Source organism: Streptomyces kronopolitis (genome assembly GCF_014646275.1).
In the GTDB taxonomy this organism is placed as follows: domain Bacteria; phylum Actinomycetota; class Actinomycetes; order Streptomycetales; family Streptomycetaceae; genus Streptomyces; species Streptomyces kronopolitis.
Genome location: NZ_BMND01000021.1, coordinates 23,945 through 39,035 on the forward strand (window position 1 = coordinate 23,945; position 15,091 = coordinate 39,035).

14 protein-coding genes are annotated in these 15,091 nt (G+C 73.5%); 7 read left to right on the forward strand and 7 right to left on the reverse strand.

Annotation, left to right across the window (positions count from 1 at the left end; translation table 11 throughout):
- Window positions 1-8 precede the first annotated feature (8 nt).
- Window positions 9-983 carry a DMT family transporter gene (locus tag IEY78_RS21720; protein WP_189100795.1) on the forward strand — a complete coding sequence of 325 codons (975 nt, stop codon included), beginning with the start codon at window positions 9-11 and terminating at the stop codon, window positions 981-983.
- 79 nt (window positions 984-1,062) lie between these two features.
- On the opposite strand, the gene IEY78_RS21725 is transcribed toward IEY78_RS21720, so the two are convergent.
- Together IEY78_RS21725 and IEY78_RS21730 are read right to left on the reverse strand one after the other, a co-directional pair.
- Window positions 1,063-1,725, reverse strand: coding sequence for an FMN-binding negative transcriptional regulator (locus tag IEY78_RS21725; protein WP_189100797.1), 663 nt, complete (start codon window positions 1,723-1,725; stop codon window positions 1,063-1,065).
- Between the two features lie 9 nt (window positions 1,726-1,734).
- Entirely contained in the window at window positions 1,735-2,400 is a 666-nt protein-coding gene (locus tag IEY78_RS21730; protein WP_189100799.1) for a pyridoxamine 5'-phosphate oxidase family protein, read from the reverse strand.
- A 35-nt stretch (window positions 2,401-2,435) separates the two neighbouring features.
- On the opposite strand from IEY78_RS21730, the gene IEY78_RS21735 reads away from it, so the two are divergent.
- Window positions 2,436-3,767 (forward strand): aminotransferase class I/II-fold pyridoxal phosphate-dependent enzyme, encoded by a 1,332-nt coding sequence (locus IEY78_RS21735; protein WP_189100801.1) that lies wholly within the window; start codon window positions 2,436-2,438, stop codon window positions 3,765-3,767.
- A 561-nt stretch (window positions 3,768-4,328) separates the two neighbouring features.
- Here the strand turns inward: IEY78_RS21735 and IEY78_RS21740 are convergent.
- The gene (locus IEY78_RS21740; RefSeq protein ID WP_189100803.1) at window positions 4,329-5,414 is read right to left on the reverse strand and encodes a DMT family transporter; all 1,086 of its coding nucleotides are present in this window, start codon (window positions 5,412-5,414) and stop codon (window positions 4,329-4,331) included.
- Between the two features lie 74 nt (window positions 5,415-5,488).
- On the opposite strand from IEY78_RS21740, the gene IEY78_RS21745 reads away from it, so the two are divergent.
- Window positions 5,489-6,397: a LysR family transcriptional regulator gene (locus IEY78_RS21745; RefSeq protein WP_189100805.1), complete on the forward strand. Its 909-nt coding sequence runs from the start codon at window positions 5,489-5,491 to the stop codon at window positions 6,395-6,397.
- A 31-nt stretch (window positions 6,398-6,428) separates the two neighbouring features.
- Here the strand turns inward: IEY78_RS21745 and IEY78_RS21750 are convergent, their stop codons facing one another.
- The 3 genes from IEY78_RS21750 to IEY78_RS21760 form a co-directional block, all read right to left on the reverse strand.
- The gene (locus tag IEY78_RS21750) at window positions 6,429-7,820 is read right to left on the reverse strand and encodes a carboxyl transferase domain-containing protein (protein ID WP_189100947.1); all 1,392 of its coding nucleotides are present in this window, start codon (window positions 7,818-7,820) and stop codon (window positions 6,429-6,431) included.
- A gap of 82 nt (window positions 7,821-7,902) precedes the next feature.
- Complete coding sequence (locus IEY78_RS21755; protein WP_189100807.1) at window positions 7,903-9,363, reverse strand: acyl-CoA synthetase; 1,461 nt, start codon at window positions 9,361-9,363, stop codon at window positions 7,903-7,905.
- Between the two features lie 250 nt (window positions 9,364-9,613).
- The gene (locus IEY78_RS21760; RefSeq protein ID WP_189100809.1) at window positions 9,614-10,084 is read right to left on the reverse strand and encodes a pyridoxamine 5'-phosphate oxidase family protein; all 471 of its coding nucleotides are present in this window, start codon (window positions 10,082-10,084) and stop codon (window positions 9,614-9,616) included.
- Between the two features lie 183 nt (window positions 10,085-10,267).
- On the opposite strand from IEY78_RS21760, the gene IEY78_RS21765 reads away from it, so the two are divergent.
- Window positions 10,268-10,915 (forward strand): cysteine hydrolase family protein, encoded by a 648-nt coding sequence (locus tag IEY78_RS21765; RefSeq protein WP_189100811.1) that lies wholly within the window; start codon window positions 10,268-10,270, stop codon window positions 10,913-10,915.
- A 73-nt stretch (window positions 10,916-10,988) separates the two neighbouring features.
- A complete protein-coding gene (locus IEY78_RS21770) occupies window positions 10,989-11,525 on the forward strand; it encodes a GNAT family N-acetyltransferase (protein WP_229700103.1) in 537 nt (178 codons plus the stop codon).
- Window positions 11,526-11,578: 53 nt separating this feature from the next.
- Here IEY78_RS21770 and IEY78_RS21775 read toward each other — a convergent pair whose 3' ends face one another.
- A complete protein-coding gene (locus IEY78_RS21775; RefSeq protein ID WP_189100812.1) occupies window positions 11,579-13,093 on the reverse strand; it encodes a transcriptional regulator in 1,515 nt (504 codons plus the stop codon).
- A 399-nt stretch (window positions 13,094-13,492) separates the two neighbouring features.
- Between IEY78_RS21775 and IEY78_RS21780 the strand changes: the two genes are divergently transcribed.
- Complete coding sequence (locus tag IEY78_RS21780) at window positions 13,493-14,194, forward strand: DUF4232 domain-containing protein (RefSeq protein WP_189100814.1); 702 nt, start codon at window positions 13,493-13,495, stop codon at window positions 14,192-14,194.
- A 326-nt stretch (window positions 14,195-14,520) separates the two neighbouring features.
- Window positions 14,521-14,982: a hypothetical protein gene (locus IEY78_RS21785; protein WP_189100816.1), complete on the forward strand. Its 462-nt coding sequence runs from the start codon at window positions 14,521-14,523 to the stop codon at window positions 14,980-14,982.
- Window positions 14,983-15,091 lie beyond the last annotated feature (109 nt).

A 15,091-nucleotide genomic window follows, 5' to 3' on the forward strand; every position in this document is an offset into this window, starting at 1 on the left:
CCAGTCTCATGCATGCCACTGTTCCCTCCGCCCTGCCCGTGGGCCGGGGGCTGTTGTACGTCACACTCGCCGCGACCGCCTGGGGCACCGCCGGTGCGGCGGCCGCCCTCCTCTACCGGGGCAGCGGTCTGGGCCCCGTCGCCCTCACCTTCTGGCGCACCTTCGGCGGGCTGCTCCTCCTGCTCGCCGTCCGGGCGCTGCGCCGCCGCCGGGCCACGGCCGCCGCGCCGACTCCCCACGAGCCGCTGCGCCGGCGCCTGACCCGGGTCGTGGTGACCGGGGTCGCCCTCGCCGTCTTCCAGGCCGCCTACTTCGCCGCGGTCGAGGCCACCGGGCTGGCCGTGGGAACCGTCGTCACCATGGGCGCGGGCCCCGTCCTCATCGCCATCGGGGCGCGCCTGACGATGGGCGAACGGCTGGGACTCGGCGGGGTCCTGGCGGTCGTCGGGGCGCTGGCCGGGCTCACCATCCTCGTGCTCGGCGGTGAGGGCGGTACGACCGTCCGTCCCGCCGGTGTCGGCTGGGCCCTGCTGTCGGCGGCCGGGTGCGCCGCGATGACGCTGGCCACCCGGCGGCTGGGCAGGGCCGGGGGCGGCGATCCGTTCGCCTCGACGGTCGGTGCCTTCGCGGTCGGTGCGCTGTGCCTGCTGCCGTTCGCGGCGGCGGAGGGGCTGTGGCCGCAGGCGCACGAGCTGGGCCGCAGTCTCCTGCTGCTGGGCTATATCGCGGCGGTGCCGACGGCGTTGGCCTACGGGCTGTACTTCGCGGGGCTGGCGGCCGTCCGCGCCGCGACCGCCTCCGTGCTCTCCCTGATCGAGCCGGTGTCGGCGGCGGTCCTCGCGGTCGCGTTCCTGGGGGAGCGGCTGACGACGGCGACGGCGGCCGGAACCGGGGTGCTGCTGACGGCCGTTGCCGCGCTGGCGGTGGCGGAGGCGCGCGGGGCGATGGCGGCGGCACGGTCCGGGACGCCGGCGGCCGGCTGAGGAGGCGCCCGGTCCGCGCTGCCGGGCCGGGCATCCTCGGGGCCGGGTGGAGCCAGGGCGCCCGGCCCCGGGGCGTTGTTCAGGTCCCGGGTGCTTCCGTGGGCCGCTCGGCCCTCGCCAATCGGCGCTGCTGGTGGGCGCGGGCCGCGGCGTCCCCGGGGCCGTCCCGTTCGGCGAGGCGCGCCGAGACGCGCTGCTGGACGGCTTCGCTCCGCTTGCCGCCGTACTTGAACTTGGCGCGGGCGTCCCGCACTTCGAGGCGCAAGCCGCGGATGCCGGACAGCAGTCGTCCGTACGGCGCCTCGCCCGCGACCACCGGGGCCGAACCGCCGTCCGGCTGGAAGTGGCCCGTCTGCCGTCGCAGCAGCGCCGCCTTCTCCTCGGGGTCGTCCACGATGTGGGCGGTGCAGATCAGCTGGACCGCGGCGTAGAAGCTGGTGGGGACGCCGTGCTCGGGCGGCTGGTCCTCGGCCGCCTGCCAGGGGTCGGGGATGAAGGTGTAGTCGTCCACCACGCTCAGCACCACCGCGGGCCGCTGCTCCAGCGCGCTCCACAGGGGGTGGGGGCGGGCCAGGTGGGTGACGGCCTCGCGGCGGGCCGGGTCGTAGGCGAAGTGCAGCGGCTGCACCAGCGGCGGTTCGCCGGGCGGCCCGTTGGCGGCGAGCTGGCCGAAGTCGTGCGCGGCGAGCCAGCCCTGCCACTCGGCGTCGTCCGTGGGGGCGTCCCAGGGGTGGATCAGCACGGCGGCTCCTCAGCGCGCGGTCAGATACGCCGGCTCGGGGATGCCGGGCGCGAGGTCGTCGGACGGTATGGGAGCGCCGTACACCGGCGCCACGGGCAGGACGCCGCTCCAGTACGGCAGGGCCAGGTCCTCCGGGTCGTCGTTCGGGCCGCCCGTGCGGATCTTGGCGGAGACGTCGCGCAGGTCGAGGCGGATCACGGAGGTGGCGGCCAGTTCCTTGGCGTTCCCCGGCCGGGAGTCCGCGGCGCGCCCCGGCACCACGTGGTCGACGAGCGCGTCGAGCGCGGCTGTCTTCTCCTGCGGGTCCGTGACCTGATGCGCGGTGCCGTGCACCACGACGGAGCGGTAGTTGAGGGAGTGGTGGAAGGCGGACCGGGCGAGGACCAGGCCGTCGACGTGCGTGACCGTGACGCAGACCGCGAGGCCGGGGTCCGGCGCCGCGCCGGCCATCCGCAGCGGGCGGGATCCCGTCGAACCGTGCAGATAGAGGCGGTCGCCGACCCGGCCGTAGAGCGTCGGCAGGACGACCGGGGAGCCGTCACGGACGAAGCCGAGATGGCAGACGTAGCCGGCGTCGAGGATCGCGTGCACCGTCTCGTGGTCGTAGGCGGCGCGTTCGCGGGCGCGGGTGGGGGTCGTGCGCTCGGTCGGTTCGTACGACGCGGCTGAGGACATTGCGAACTCCATTGCACTAGTGCATAATCATGTTTGTGCTAGGAGAGTATCGGATCGAAGGGCGGCGCGCATCGGAGATTGCCGCCAGTGTCGAGCGAGCCGTCGGTGCGGGCGAGCTCCAGCCGGGCGAAGTCCTGCCCCCGCTGAGGGAGCTGGCGGTCTACTTGGAGGTGAATCCCAATACGGTCGCGTCCGCTTACCGCACGCTCCGTGACCGCGGGGTGATCGAAACCGCGGGCCGCCGCGGCAGCCGGGTGCGCCCGCGGCCCGCGAGTGCACCGCGCGAGACCCTGCGGGTGGAGGCCCCGCCCGGGGTCCGGGACGCGTCCGACGGAAACCCCGACCCCGCCCTGCTGCCCCCGTTGGAGCGGGCCCTGGCCGAGGCCGCGGCCCACAGCGCGCGGCGCCCCGCGCTCTACGGCACGCCGGCCGTGGACGAGGAGCTGGCGGCGCTGGCGCGCGCGGCCTTCGCCGCGGACGGTGTGCCGGCGGGGCCGGTCGCCGTCACCAGCGGCTCGCTCGACGCCATCGAGCGGGTGCTCGCCGCCCATCTGCGGCCTGGTGACACGGTGGCGGTGGAGGATCCCGGATGGGGCAGTCTGCTGGATCTCATTCCGGCGCTCGGGCTGCGTCCCGCGCCGGTCGGGGTGGACGACGAGGGGCCGCTGCCCGGGGAGTTGACGCGTGCCCTCCAGGAGGGCGCCCGTGCGGTCATCGTCACCGACCGGGCGCAGAACCCCACGGGTGCGGCCGTCAGCCGTGCCCGCGCCACCGAACTCCGCACCCTCCTGGCCGGGCAACCCGGCGTCCTCCTCATCGAGGACGACCATGGTCATGGCATCGTAGATCTCCCGCTCCATCCGCTCTCCGGCGTCACCGACCACTGGGCCCTGGTCCGGTCGACGGCGAAGGCGTACGGCCCGGATCTCCGCCTGGCGGTGCTCACCGGGGATGCCCTGACCGTCGACCGGGTGGCCGGCCGGCAGCGCCTCGGCCCCGGCTGGATCAGCCATCTCCTCCAGGACACGGTCACCCACCTGTGGCGGACGTCCGCGATCGATCCGGCAGCGGTGGCAGGTGCGTACGACCGGCGGCGGGAGGGGCTGATACGGGCGCTGGCGGAGCGCGGAGTGCGCGCGCGGGGCCGCAGCGGAATGAACGTCTGGGTGCAGGTCCCGGACGAGACCGGCGCGGTGTCCCGCCTCCTGCACGCCGGCTGGGCGGTGGCCCCCGGGGCGCGCTTCCGGCTGCACAGCCCGCCCGGTATCCGCATCACCGTCTCCTGCCTCTCCGACGATGACATCGTTCCTATGGCGGACGCCGTGGCCGCGGCGACTGGGCCGGGGGAGGCGCGGCGGTACGAGTGACGCGGCGGTACGAATGAGGGGGAGCGGGGCAGGTGCTGGTCAGGGCCGGGGGGGGGGGCTGCCCGCCGTCGTGACGGGTTCTGTATCGGGGCGGTGGAAACCCTCGGACTTGGGGCGGGGTTGGTGCGGTGTCGGCGGAAACTCTGGGCGTGGGACGGGGGTTGGGGCGGCGAGAGGGTGTGTCGGGCGGGTCTTGCCGTCGTGGGCGGCTGGGTTTGCAGGAGTGGCGCAAGGAGGGGGTAGGAGTGGTGGGCCCGCGTCGCCCGCTTGTGTGGTGCGCTCCTGGGGCCCCGCACCCCCTGTGGCTTGCTCCCGGTCCTGCGCCTCTGGAACCCGTGTCAGGCGCCTTGCCCCTGCATCCTGGACCCTGCCCCCTCGTGTCCGGTGCCCTGCCCCCTCGTGTCCGGCGTCCTGCACCGTGGCGGTCGGTGCGTCGGTGTGGTCGGTTCGGTCGGCGTGTTCGGGGGTGCGTCGCCGCCGGTCGCGTGCCCCTGTCAGGCGTGTGCCTCTTGCGGGGGAGGTGCAAGGTGCAGCGCGTCCGATGCGGGGAGTCGGGGCGGGTCAGCCCGTCGTGGGGCCGGAGCGGGTGGACGGTGAGCGGCGGGTGCGGGGCTTGCTCTGGGTTAGGGCGGCGCCGGCCAGGATGATGAGGGCGCCGAGCGGGGTGTTCCAGCTCAGGTGTTCGTGCAGGAGCAGTACTCCGGCCGCGGTGGCGATGACGGGGACGAAGTAGGTGACCATCTGCGCGGTGGTGGGGCCGACCTCGTCGACCAGTCCGTACTGGAGGAGGAAAGCCAGGCCGGTGCCCAGCGCGCCGAGCGCGAAGACGGCGAGCAGCGGGAGGAGGGGGAGGCTGGTCGGAGCGGTCGTGAAGAGCGGTGTCAGCACGGCGAGTTGGGCGCCGGCCAGCAGCAGCTGGGCGCTGGACATCGCGAGGTGGGACTGCCCGCTGCCCGCCAGGGTGCGGCGGACGTAGATCCAGCCGATGGGGTAGCAGAGCGAGGCGCCCAGGGCCATCGCGGTGCCGGTTAGATCCGTGCCGGCGAAGCCCTGCCACGCGCCGAGCACGGTGAGCACGCCCAGGAATCCGATGCCCAGCCCCGCGACCCGGCGCCGGGTGGGCCGGTCCTCGGAGAGCGCGACCACCGACAGTGCCATGCCCCAGAGGGGGGACGTGGCGTTGCAGATCCCGGCCAGGGTGGAGGGGATGGTCAGCTCGGAGTACGCGAAGAGGGAGAACGGCAGCACGTTCAGGAAGAGTGCGGCGACGGCGAGATGGCCCCAGGTGCGCCCGGAGCGGGGGAGCCGCTCACGCCTGAGCGCGAGCATGGCCAGCAGCACCAGTGCGCCGAACACTACCCGGCCCAGGGTGACTTGCAGCGGCGCGAAGCCCTGGGTGCCCACCTTGATGAACAGGAAGCTGAAGCCCCAGATCAGCGAGAGCACCGCGAAACGGACCGGCCAGCCGAGAGCCCGACGGGCGGGCTTCGCGGCCGGTACGGATCCGGCGCTGCGGGGCACCGCGGTCGGAGTCGGAGCCGGAGTGGGTGTCGGTGTGGGGTGCCGGTCGGCGGTGGTCCCGGCGGACCCGGGCTGGGCGGTGGAAGGCGTGGCGGAGGCGGTGGGTGCGCCGGGAGTGGTGCTCATGGTGTCCACGATCGGGGGTGCAACTTCGTAGCACAAGCGAGAATTCTTGCCCGGTATCGCTTAGCATCGCTTATATGTTGAACCTTGATCGCCTGCGGACGCTGAGTGCGGTCGCCCGCCATGGCTCGGTGAGTGCGGCCGCTGACGGACTCCATGTGACGACCTCGGCCGTCTCCCAGCAGATCGCCAAGCTGGAGCGGGAGACCGGTCAGCCGCTGCTGGCGAAGAACGGGCGCGGGGTGCGGCTGACCGACGCCGGACGGCTGCTCGCCGACCACGCCACGCGCATCCTCTCCCAGGTCGAGCTGGCGCAGGCCGAGTTGGAGGCGCATCGCGGCCAGGCGGTGGGCGAGCTGCGGCTCGGCGCCTTCCCCACCGCGGCGCGGGGAGTCTTCCCGGCCGCGCTCGTCACGCTGGCCACCGAGCATCCCCAGCTGCGTGCGCGGCTGACGGAGATGGAGCCGGACGAATCGGTGCGCGGGGTGGTGCGCGGCGATCTCGATCTGGCGGTCGTCCTTGACTGGTACAACCGGCCGCTGTCGCTGCCCGAGGGGCTGGCCAAGGCGCCGCTGCTGGACGATCCGGCCGATGTGGCGATGCCGTCCACCCATCCGCTGGCCGGGCGGCAGTCCGTGGAGCTGGAGGACTTCGCGGACGATGAGTGGATCTCCTGGCCGCAGGGCGAGTTCTGCCACGACTGGCTGATGTTCACGCTGCGGAGCAAGGGGGTGGAGCCGCGTATCGCGCACATGGCCGAGGAGCATCACACCCAGCTCGCGCTGATCGCGGCGGGGCTGGGGATCGCGGTGGCACCGCGGCTCGGGCGCGGGCCGGTGCCGGAGGGCGTGAGCGTGGTGCCCGTACGCCATACGATGCGCCGCCATGTCTATGCCATCTGGCGCGCGGATGCCGACCGCAGGCCGTCGATCCGGGCCGCGGTGGAGGCGCTCCGGGTGGCCGGCAAGAGGGTGGAGGGCTGCTGAGGCGGGAGTGGCGCCGGCCGCCGCAGGGGTTTCAGGCCGGTGGGGCGATGCCGCGGATGACGCCGAGGTCGAGCAAATCCTGTGGGCGGATGCGGAGTTGGTCGGCGGTCTCATGGATCTGTGCCGGGTCGCGCTTGAGGATGGCCGCGGCCAGCTCCGGGGCGATCACGGAGAAGTAGCTGTCCGGGGTGGCCCAGAGCCGGTCCGGTGCGGCCAGCGCCAGTGCGCCGCCCGAACCGCCTTCCCCGATGAGCAGGGACGTGACGGGCACCCGGGCGGTGGCCAGTGCGGCGAAGGCGTCGGCGATGGCCGCCCCGGCCCCGGCGCGCTCGGCCGCCGCGTCATTGGCGGCTCCCGGGGTGTCGATGAGGGTGAGGACCGGTATGCCCAGGCGGTCGGCGAACCGGATGAGGCGGGCGGCGGTGCGGAATCCGGCCGGACGGGTGGCCGTGCCGCACTGCGCGGCGAAGGCGATCGTGCGCCCCTGCTGGCGGCCGAATCCGCACCGCATGCCGGGGTCGACACCGCCGCAGCGGTCGCCGCTGATCTCCTGGCGGTCGTCGAAATAGGCCCGCAGATAGGCCTCGGCGCGCGGCCGCCGGGGCTCGCGGGCGCGGGCCACCGCACCCCACCCGCTCTCCGGCAGCCCCGGAACGCCACGCGCGGATGGCAAGGGCGCCGGTGCCAACGCATCTTCTGCGCGTGACTCGCCCGACCCCGCTGCCCCGCCTGCCCCGCCTGCCCCGCACAGCAGGTGCAGCCAGTGCTGGAGCGTGGCGCGGAGCCGGTCGGGTGGGACCACGGCGTCGAGGTGTCCGGAGGCCAGCTGTCCCTCGGCGGAGTATGCGTAGGGGTCGGCGTCCGCGGGGCGTACCCGGGAGCCGGCGAAGCCTACCTGTGCCCCGGGGAGGGCGAGGATGACATCGGCGGCCGCGCCCAGGGTGGCCCAGCCGCCGCCGGTCGTCGGATCGCGCAGCACGGCGATCTGCGGCAGGCCCGCGGCGCGGTTGCGTGCCGACTGGGCTGCCACCCGCTGGAGTTGGGCCAGCGCGCGCATCCCCTCCTGCATCCGGCTGCCGCCCGTGGCGATCAGCGAGACGACGGGCAGCCCGCGCTCGCGTGCCAGGGTGTAGGCGGCCTCCAGGCGGTCGCCGGTGCGCTCGCCCAGGGAGCCGCCCAGATAGCGGAACTCGAAGGAGAGCACCACCGCTTGCGTGCCGCCCATCGTGGCCAGGGCGGTGACCACCGACTCGTGCTCGCCGGTCCGGGCGTGGGCGCGGGCCCGCATCTCGTCGTAGCCCCGCCAGCCGAGCGGGCCGTCCGGCGGGAATGCCGCCGCGGCCGGTGCGCGCGAGGCCGTGGCCGGTGAGCCGGGGCCCTCCGGATCGGTCAGCTCGGTGTACGCCTCCGAGACCGCGGCGATGGCTTGCCGGGCCGTCAGTCGTGTGCAGGGCAGGGGCGCGGCGGCCGGGCCGGCGCGCTCCGCGGCCTCGCCGCGCCCGTTGTCAGACACGGAGCTCACGCTTCAGGATCTTGCCCATGTCATTGCGTGGCAGGGCGTCCAGGAAGTGCACGGTGCGCGGGCGCTTGTGCGGGGCCAGCTGGCGGGCGACATGCTCGGCGAGCTCCTCGCCGGAGGGCGTCGGCCCCGCGTCCGGCCCGGTGCGCGGCACGATCCAGGCGACGATCCGCTCGCCGAGATCCTCGTCCGGGGCGCCCGTGACGGCGGCCTCGGCGACCCCGGGGTGCGTCAGGAGCGCGTTCTCGATCTCGCCCGCGCCGATCTTGTAGCCGCCGCTCTTGATCAGGTCGGTCGCCTTGCGGCCCACGATGCGGTAGTTCCCGGCGGCGTCACGGGTCGCCATGTCGCCGGTGCGGAACCATCCGCCGTCGAAGGCCGCGGCGGTGGCATCCGGGCGGTTGAGGTACTCGACGAACAGGTTCGGGCCGCGGACCTGGATCTCGCCGACGGTCTCCGCGTCGTCCGCCTCGATGGCCTGGCCCGCGTCGTCGACCAGGCGGACGTAGACCCCCGGCAGGGGCACCCCTACGGTGCCGACGGCATCCGGGCCGTCCGCCCGCACGCTGGTGTTCATCAGCGTCTCCGTCATGCCGTAGCGCTCGATCACCCGACGGCCGCAGGCGGCCGTGATCCGTTCATGATCGGTCCGGGGCAGCGCGGCCGAGCCGGAGACCAGCAGCCGGGCCCGGGCCAGCGCCTTGGCGAGCACCGGATCCTGCCCGGCCTCGGCGGCCAGGCGGTGGTACATCGTCGGCACGCCGAACAGCATGGTCCCCTCCGCGGACAGCTCCCGGGCGACCGCTTCGGTGCTGAAGCGCCCCAGGTGGTGGACGCTGCCGCCGCGGCGCAGCGGGCCGAGGATGCCGAGGATCAGGCCGTGGACATGGAAGAGCGGCAGGGCGTGGACCAGGACGTCGTCGGCGGTCCACTGCCAGGCGTCCTCCAGGGCGTCCAGCGTGTGGGCGAGGGCGCGCCGGGGGAGGACGACGCCCTTGGGCGGCCCGGTGGTGCCGGAGGTGTAGACGATCAAGGCCGGTGCCTCGTCGCCCGGTTCGGCCGGCAGCGGAGCCGGCCCCACTCCCGCGGGCGGCACGGCGGCCTCGATGTCGACACGGGGGAGCGCGGCGAGCGGCCCGGGCAGATCGGCGCCCGGCTCGGCCAGCACGAGCGAGGGCGCGCTGTCCGCCACGATGTGCGCCAGCTCGCTCTCGCCGATCTTCGGGTTCACCGGCACCGCGGCCACCCCCGCGAGCAGCGCGGCCACCGCACCGACCGAGGTCTCCAGGGTCGGCGTGGCCCACAGCGCGACACGGGTCTCGCCGGCGATCCGTTCGGCGAGCGCGCCCGCGACCGACGCCAGCTGCTGATGGCTCAGCGCGCGGTCGCCGAACCGCAGCGCGGGGGCGGGCGACGCATCGCGCAGCGCGGGGAAGAGCACGTTCACCGGATCTCCTTCGTCCTCGTCGGCGCCCGGCCCGTCACGACCGGCCGTCCCGCCTCCGCACCCCTGCCGGCACGGATCGGGCTGACGGACACCACTCTCGCAGAGACCACTGACAATGCGATCTGCGGAAGGAGATCAACTTCGGCGGGCGGGGCTTCCACCTGGCCCGTACCAGGCCGAGGCCCTCACCTGGCCGGGACCCGCACCTCATCGGCGCTCGCGCCTCGCCGAGGCCCGCGCGCCGGGGCAGTCACGCTCCCCCCGGGATCTTGGCGAAGTCCCATGACGCCACCGCCTCGGGCGTCAGACGCAGCCACGCGTGTCTGCCGTCGTGCGGCATCCGGGACATCCCGAAGTACTTCTCGGCGAAGAGTCGCTCCGGGGCGTCCAGTTCAGGGCAGTGCTCGCCGGTGCGCGGGGCCTCCCCGACGAAGTCCACCCGGCCGGTCAGCTCCACGCCGCGCAGCTCGCCGTACTCGTGCCCGTCGTCGACGACCACCGCGATCCGCGGGTCCTTGCGCAGCTGTGCCCATCGCTTGCTGCGCGTGATCGAGTACAGCCACAGCGCGGTGCCGTCCCAGACGAACCACAGCGCCCCCACGTGCGGTGTGCCGTCCCCGCCGACCGTCGCGACCCGGCAGGTGCGCTGCGCCCCGAGGAACGCGTCGAGTTCGCCCCGCGTCATCATGATCCGGCGCCCGCGCCGCTGTGTGCCGGCCATCCGTCCCGCCCTCCGCCGTGTGCCCGCCCATGGGGCACTGCCCCGTTTCCCCGCACCCTGCACCCCATTGGCTGACTGGGTGTCAGGAATCATGCGGGGTCTTCCTGGTGTGCGCAATGCCCGCTACTCTCACCCGCCGTGAACGGGCCCGTCGGGGAACCGGATCCGCCAGAGGGGAATGCGATGCCTTCGGACGCAGCGCGGCTCGCCGCGCAACTGGACCCGGCCTCGACGGTGCTGCTGACCGTCGAGTGCCAGCGCGGTGTGGTCGGCCCGGACGGCGCCCTGCCCGAACTGGCCGCGGCGGCCCGCGCGTCGGGGGCGCTGGCCAACGTGGCCCGGCTGGTGGCGGCCGCCCATGACACCGGCGTCCAGGTGCTGCACGCGATCGCCGAACGCCGTCCCGACGGCCGCGGCGCCAGCCGCAACGCCCGCCTCTTCCGGGCGGCGGAGCGGCTGCCCGTCCAGCAGCTCGCCGGATCCACGGCGGTACGGGTCGCCGATCCGATTCCCGTGACGGAGGACGACCTGGTGGTGCGCCGGCTGCACGGCCTCTCGCCGATCGCCGGCACGGAGGTGGACGCGCTGCTGCGCAATGCCGGGTGCCGCACGCTCGTCGTCACCGGGGTGTCGGCGAATGTGGCGATCCCCAATGCCGTGTTCGACGCGGTCAACCTCGGCTACACGGCCGTGGTCCCCGGGGATGCCATCGCCGGGGTGCCCGCCGAATACACCGCCGTGATGCTCCGCAACACCCTCTCCCTGGTCGCCACCGTCACCACCACGGAGGATGTCCTGACCAGCTGGCGACTACCGCGCCGCGACCGCTGAGCGGGACACTTCGGGGCGCCGTCAGCAGAAGCGGAAGCAGGAGCAGTGGGGCGGGAGGGGGACAGGAGACCGCGTGGACGCCATGCAGGCCCGGGCCATCGAGACCGGGAGGCTGCGCCTCGTGCCGCTCGCCGTGGAGCACGCGGACGAGATGGCCGAGGTGCTCTCCGATCCGGCTCTTCACGCGTTCATCGGGGGTGTTCCGCACGCCGCACCGGCGTTGCGCTCACGGTACGCACGCCTGGTGGCCGGCTCGCCCGACCCCTCGCAGACGTGGTGGAACTGGGTGATCCGGGTCCGCGCGGAGCAGCGCCTGGCCGGGACGGTGCAGGCAACGGTCACTGCCCAGGCGTGCGGTGAGGTGGCCGAGGTCGCCTGGGTGGTCGGGTCCGCGTGGCAAGGGCGCGGTATTGCCACCGAGGCGGCACGAGGGCTGGTCCGCGGGCTGCGGGAGCAGGGGGTGCGGGTGATCCGTGCCCACATTCATCCGGATCATCACGCGTCCGCCGCCGTTGCCGCCGCGGCCGGCCTGGCCCCTACCGGGCACCGGCACGAAGGCGAGATCAGGTGGGAGTCCCCGGCGGCGCGGTCACTCGTCGGCAGGGCCTGACCGTCCGGGCGCCGCCCTGGCAGGGGCAGCGGTGCCGCCACGACTCGTGCCGCCTACTTGGGCACCCACTTGTGCTTGGTCGCCCAGTAGGTGAGCTGCTCGTGGCCGGTGATGGCGCTGGTGCGGAAGGGCTTTCCGCCGTCGTCGACACGCACGGTTCCCTGCCGGCTGCCGCTGCTCCAGCCGACCTCCAGATACCAGCTGACGTCGTGGCCCTCGGTGTGCACGGTCAGGTTGAGGACCTGCGGATCGTGGGTGGACACCTTGAACGGGAAGTTCTTCGCGGGGACCTTGACATCGCCGTCCCGGCCGGCCACCGGGGTCGCCGTCGGCCGTGCGTTGTCCAGGTCGATGTCGAAGCTGCGCGGGGTGACTCCGCCGCCGCAGCCGTCGCCCATCGAATAGGCGGTCCAGGGGAGCGCGGCATCCGTGCTCACCACCCGGACGTGCAGCGAGGTGAGGACGACGGCCTCGTCCGAGGCGCCGGTCGCCGTGAGCTGGAGCGGCAGACTGCCGCCGTCGACGCCGCCCAGGGCGCGTGCCCAGCCGCGGCTGTCCTGCGGCGCGGGGGGCGGCGGGACGCGCTCCGGTTCCTGCTGCAGCAGGTAGTCGACGCCGCAGGGCCCGTCCCAGTTGTACGAGCTGACGCCGATGTGCGGCGCGGCGCCGCCGCCCTTCCCTACCTCGTCGTCTCCCGTGGAGGGACGGCTCGCGTCGGAGACTTCCGGGCGGGCCGACGCGGCGGAGTCCGGCTTGTGCTTGTCGCCGTGGGCGGGGGAGTGCTTCGAGGCGGAAGGGCCGGGCGCAGGGCCCGCCTTGGCGGTCGCGGTGGGATGGCCGTCGGCGGATGGAGAGTCCGCGGCGGTACGCGAGCCCCTGCCGCTGCTGCTCACCGTTCCTCCTTCGAGGGCCATGGCCGCAGGTACGGAGAGGCAGACCAGGGCGAGGGCGGCGAGGGCGAAGCGGAGGCGTCTGCCGGTGGGTGCGGCGGCGGTGGTGGCGGTCTCGGTGTCTCTTTCGGTGTTCGGGGTGGTGCAGGTGGCTGAACGGGGCGGCTCTGGGGGGCCGGGGGTGGTGACGGTCTCGGCGGTGGCGGGGGTGACGGGGGTCGGAGCGCCCGCGTCGTCCGCGTCGTCCGGGCCATCCGACGAGCCCTCCGCCTGCGGGGAGTTCGGCTCCGGCGCGGCGGATGCCGACGTTCCGGAGCGTGCGGGTGCGCCCGCCGGTGTGCCCGCCGGTGTGCCCGACCCGGCGCCGCGCGACGGTGGTCCCGTGGGTGTCGCTGCCGTTGCCGCCGCCGCGGCGGATGTCGCGCGTCCGCGGCGGCGCCCCTCGTCCGCGACGATCCACTGGCGGTGCAGCTCCACCATTTCCTCGCGGTTCGCCCCGCACAGTCTTGCCAGGCGTTCGGCGGGGCCGAAGTCCACCGGTACGGCGTCGCCGTTGCAGTAGCGATGCAACGTGGACACGCTCATGTGCAACTGCCCGGCGAGGGCGCCGTAGCTGCGCCCGGAGCGCTCCTTGAGTCGGCGCAGCAGGTGCGCGAATCCTTCGGCTTCTGAGGCCACCTGATCCCCCTGTTCATTCCGCCGTTCCAGGAAGCCGTTCCAGGGAAGGGTCAATTCCCCTGGTCAAGGCCCTTATCGGCGTTCCAGCTTCTCTCATTATCCAGGATCGGTTGGCGCGACGGTGACCGTCTCGCAGGCTGTGTCCAGTGCCGTCGAGACGGAAGAGCCATGCGAACCCGCCCGAGTCTCAGCGATGTTGTCGCCCTCGCTGTGCTGATCGCCTGCGTTGCGATCGTCATTTCACTGCTCGACGGAAACTGAGACCTCTCCGGTAGGGACCGTCGCCCCCGCACGTACAAACCCATCCCCCCAGCCACACGGACCCAGCCCTCCGTACGTCACACGCAGCACCACAACCATCACGACATCTCCACAAGTGAAGGGAAGGGAACGCAGATCATGTTCCGCATCCGTATCCGCCCCCGTACCGCCGTCGCCGCGACCGCCGCCGCCCTGGCCGCGCTGTCCCTGAGTGCCTGTGACGGCTCGTCGTCGGACGCCCGCTCACCGGGGCAGGCCGTCGCCGAAGGAGCCACGGCGCGCCCGGGGGACAACGGCACCGGCACCGGCACTGGCACTGGCAATGACAGCGGCACCGATTCGGCCCCCAGTGCGGGGAAGAACTCCGCCCTGGCGAAGAGCCCGGCCGCGGGGAAGGCTCCCGGCAAGGGTTCCGGTTCGTCCGATGCCTGTACGGGGGACAACGTGACCGCCGTGATCACCAAGGTGCCGCGCCCCATCAACCACCTGCTGCTGACGATCACCAACAAGGGCTCCCGCGCCTGCAACGCCTACTTCGCACCGGCCCTGCGGTTCGACGGGGACCAGTCCGCCACGCAGGTCAACCAGGACAGCAAGCCGCAGGCCGTGGCGACGCTCGCCCCGGGCCGGTCGGCGTACGCGGGCGTCCTGCTCAGCAGCGCGGCCGGCGGTGAACACGGCCGCACCGCCCGGAAGCTGACGGTGTACTTCGCGCCGCGCAGCGGTTCCGGTTCGACCGGTGCGCCGGTGACCCTCAGCCTGCCCACGGGTACGTACAAGGACGACAACGCCTCGGTCACCTACTGGCAGGACTCGGCGGCCGACGCGCTGCAGTTCTGACCGATCGCGGCGGGGCGCGGGCGGGGGGTCGGGGCGCCGGACCGAATCGAGCGGGCCGGTGCTGGTCGGGGCCGGGGGCGAGGCGCCACACGGACCAATCACCATGTGTGGACACGCCTCTGATGAGGCATCACTCAGGCGCGAGTCGTACGGGTGCCCTTACGGGATCTCCCGCGGGCGCTCCGTACGGGCCGCGCGGCGACCGGTGGAACCCGGAGCCGATGCCCACCGTCTTGGCTACCGACCGTAATGGCCCGTAGGGACCGTAGGTCTCCGTAGGGGCTCGCAAGAGGACCCCGCCCCCGCACCTCCGCGAGAGGGAGAGAATGATCCGCGCCACGGCAGGCCGCATCCAGCCCCCGAACGAGGTGGAGATCGCCTTCAAGGCGGCCTTTGGAACCGTGTTCCTCGAATTCGGCGGCTGGGTGTTGGACGTGTTCGTCATTCCTCCCACCGGCTTTCGCCAACTGGAGGAACACTCGGGGCTGTCGGGCGCGATCCTTCAGCTGTGCCTGTCCGCCGCGGTGCTTGCGGTGCTCTCCGCGGCGTGGCTGCTGTGCGCCGTGTGGATGCGCCGGGGACGCAACGGGGCCCGGTGGGCGATGATCGTGGTGGGCGCCGGTTATCTGCTGTTCGCGCTCAACGACATGAGCATGAACGGGCTCGCCACCCTCGACTGGAGCATCCTTTCCTCCTACGCCCCGGACATCTTCACCGCTGCGATCTCGGTGGTCCTCCTCCTGCCCGCCTCCCGCGCGTACTTCTCCGCCGCCGGGAAAGCGGGCTGAGGGGCGCTCCGGTAGCGGCAGCTTCTACGCAGCTCAGCTCAGGTGTACCCCACAGGGAAGGGGGCACCCGCAGCCATAGCCGAACGGCGTCCGAAGCGGTGTCGGCGAC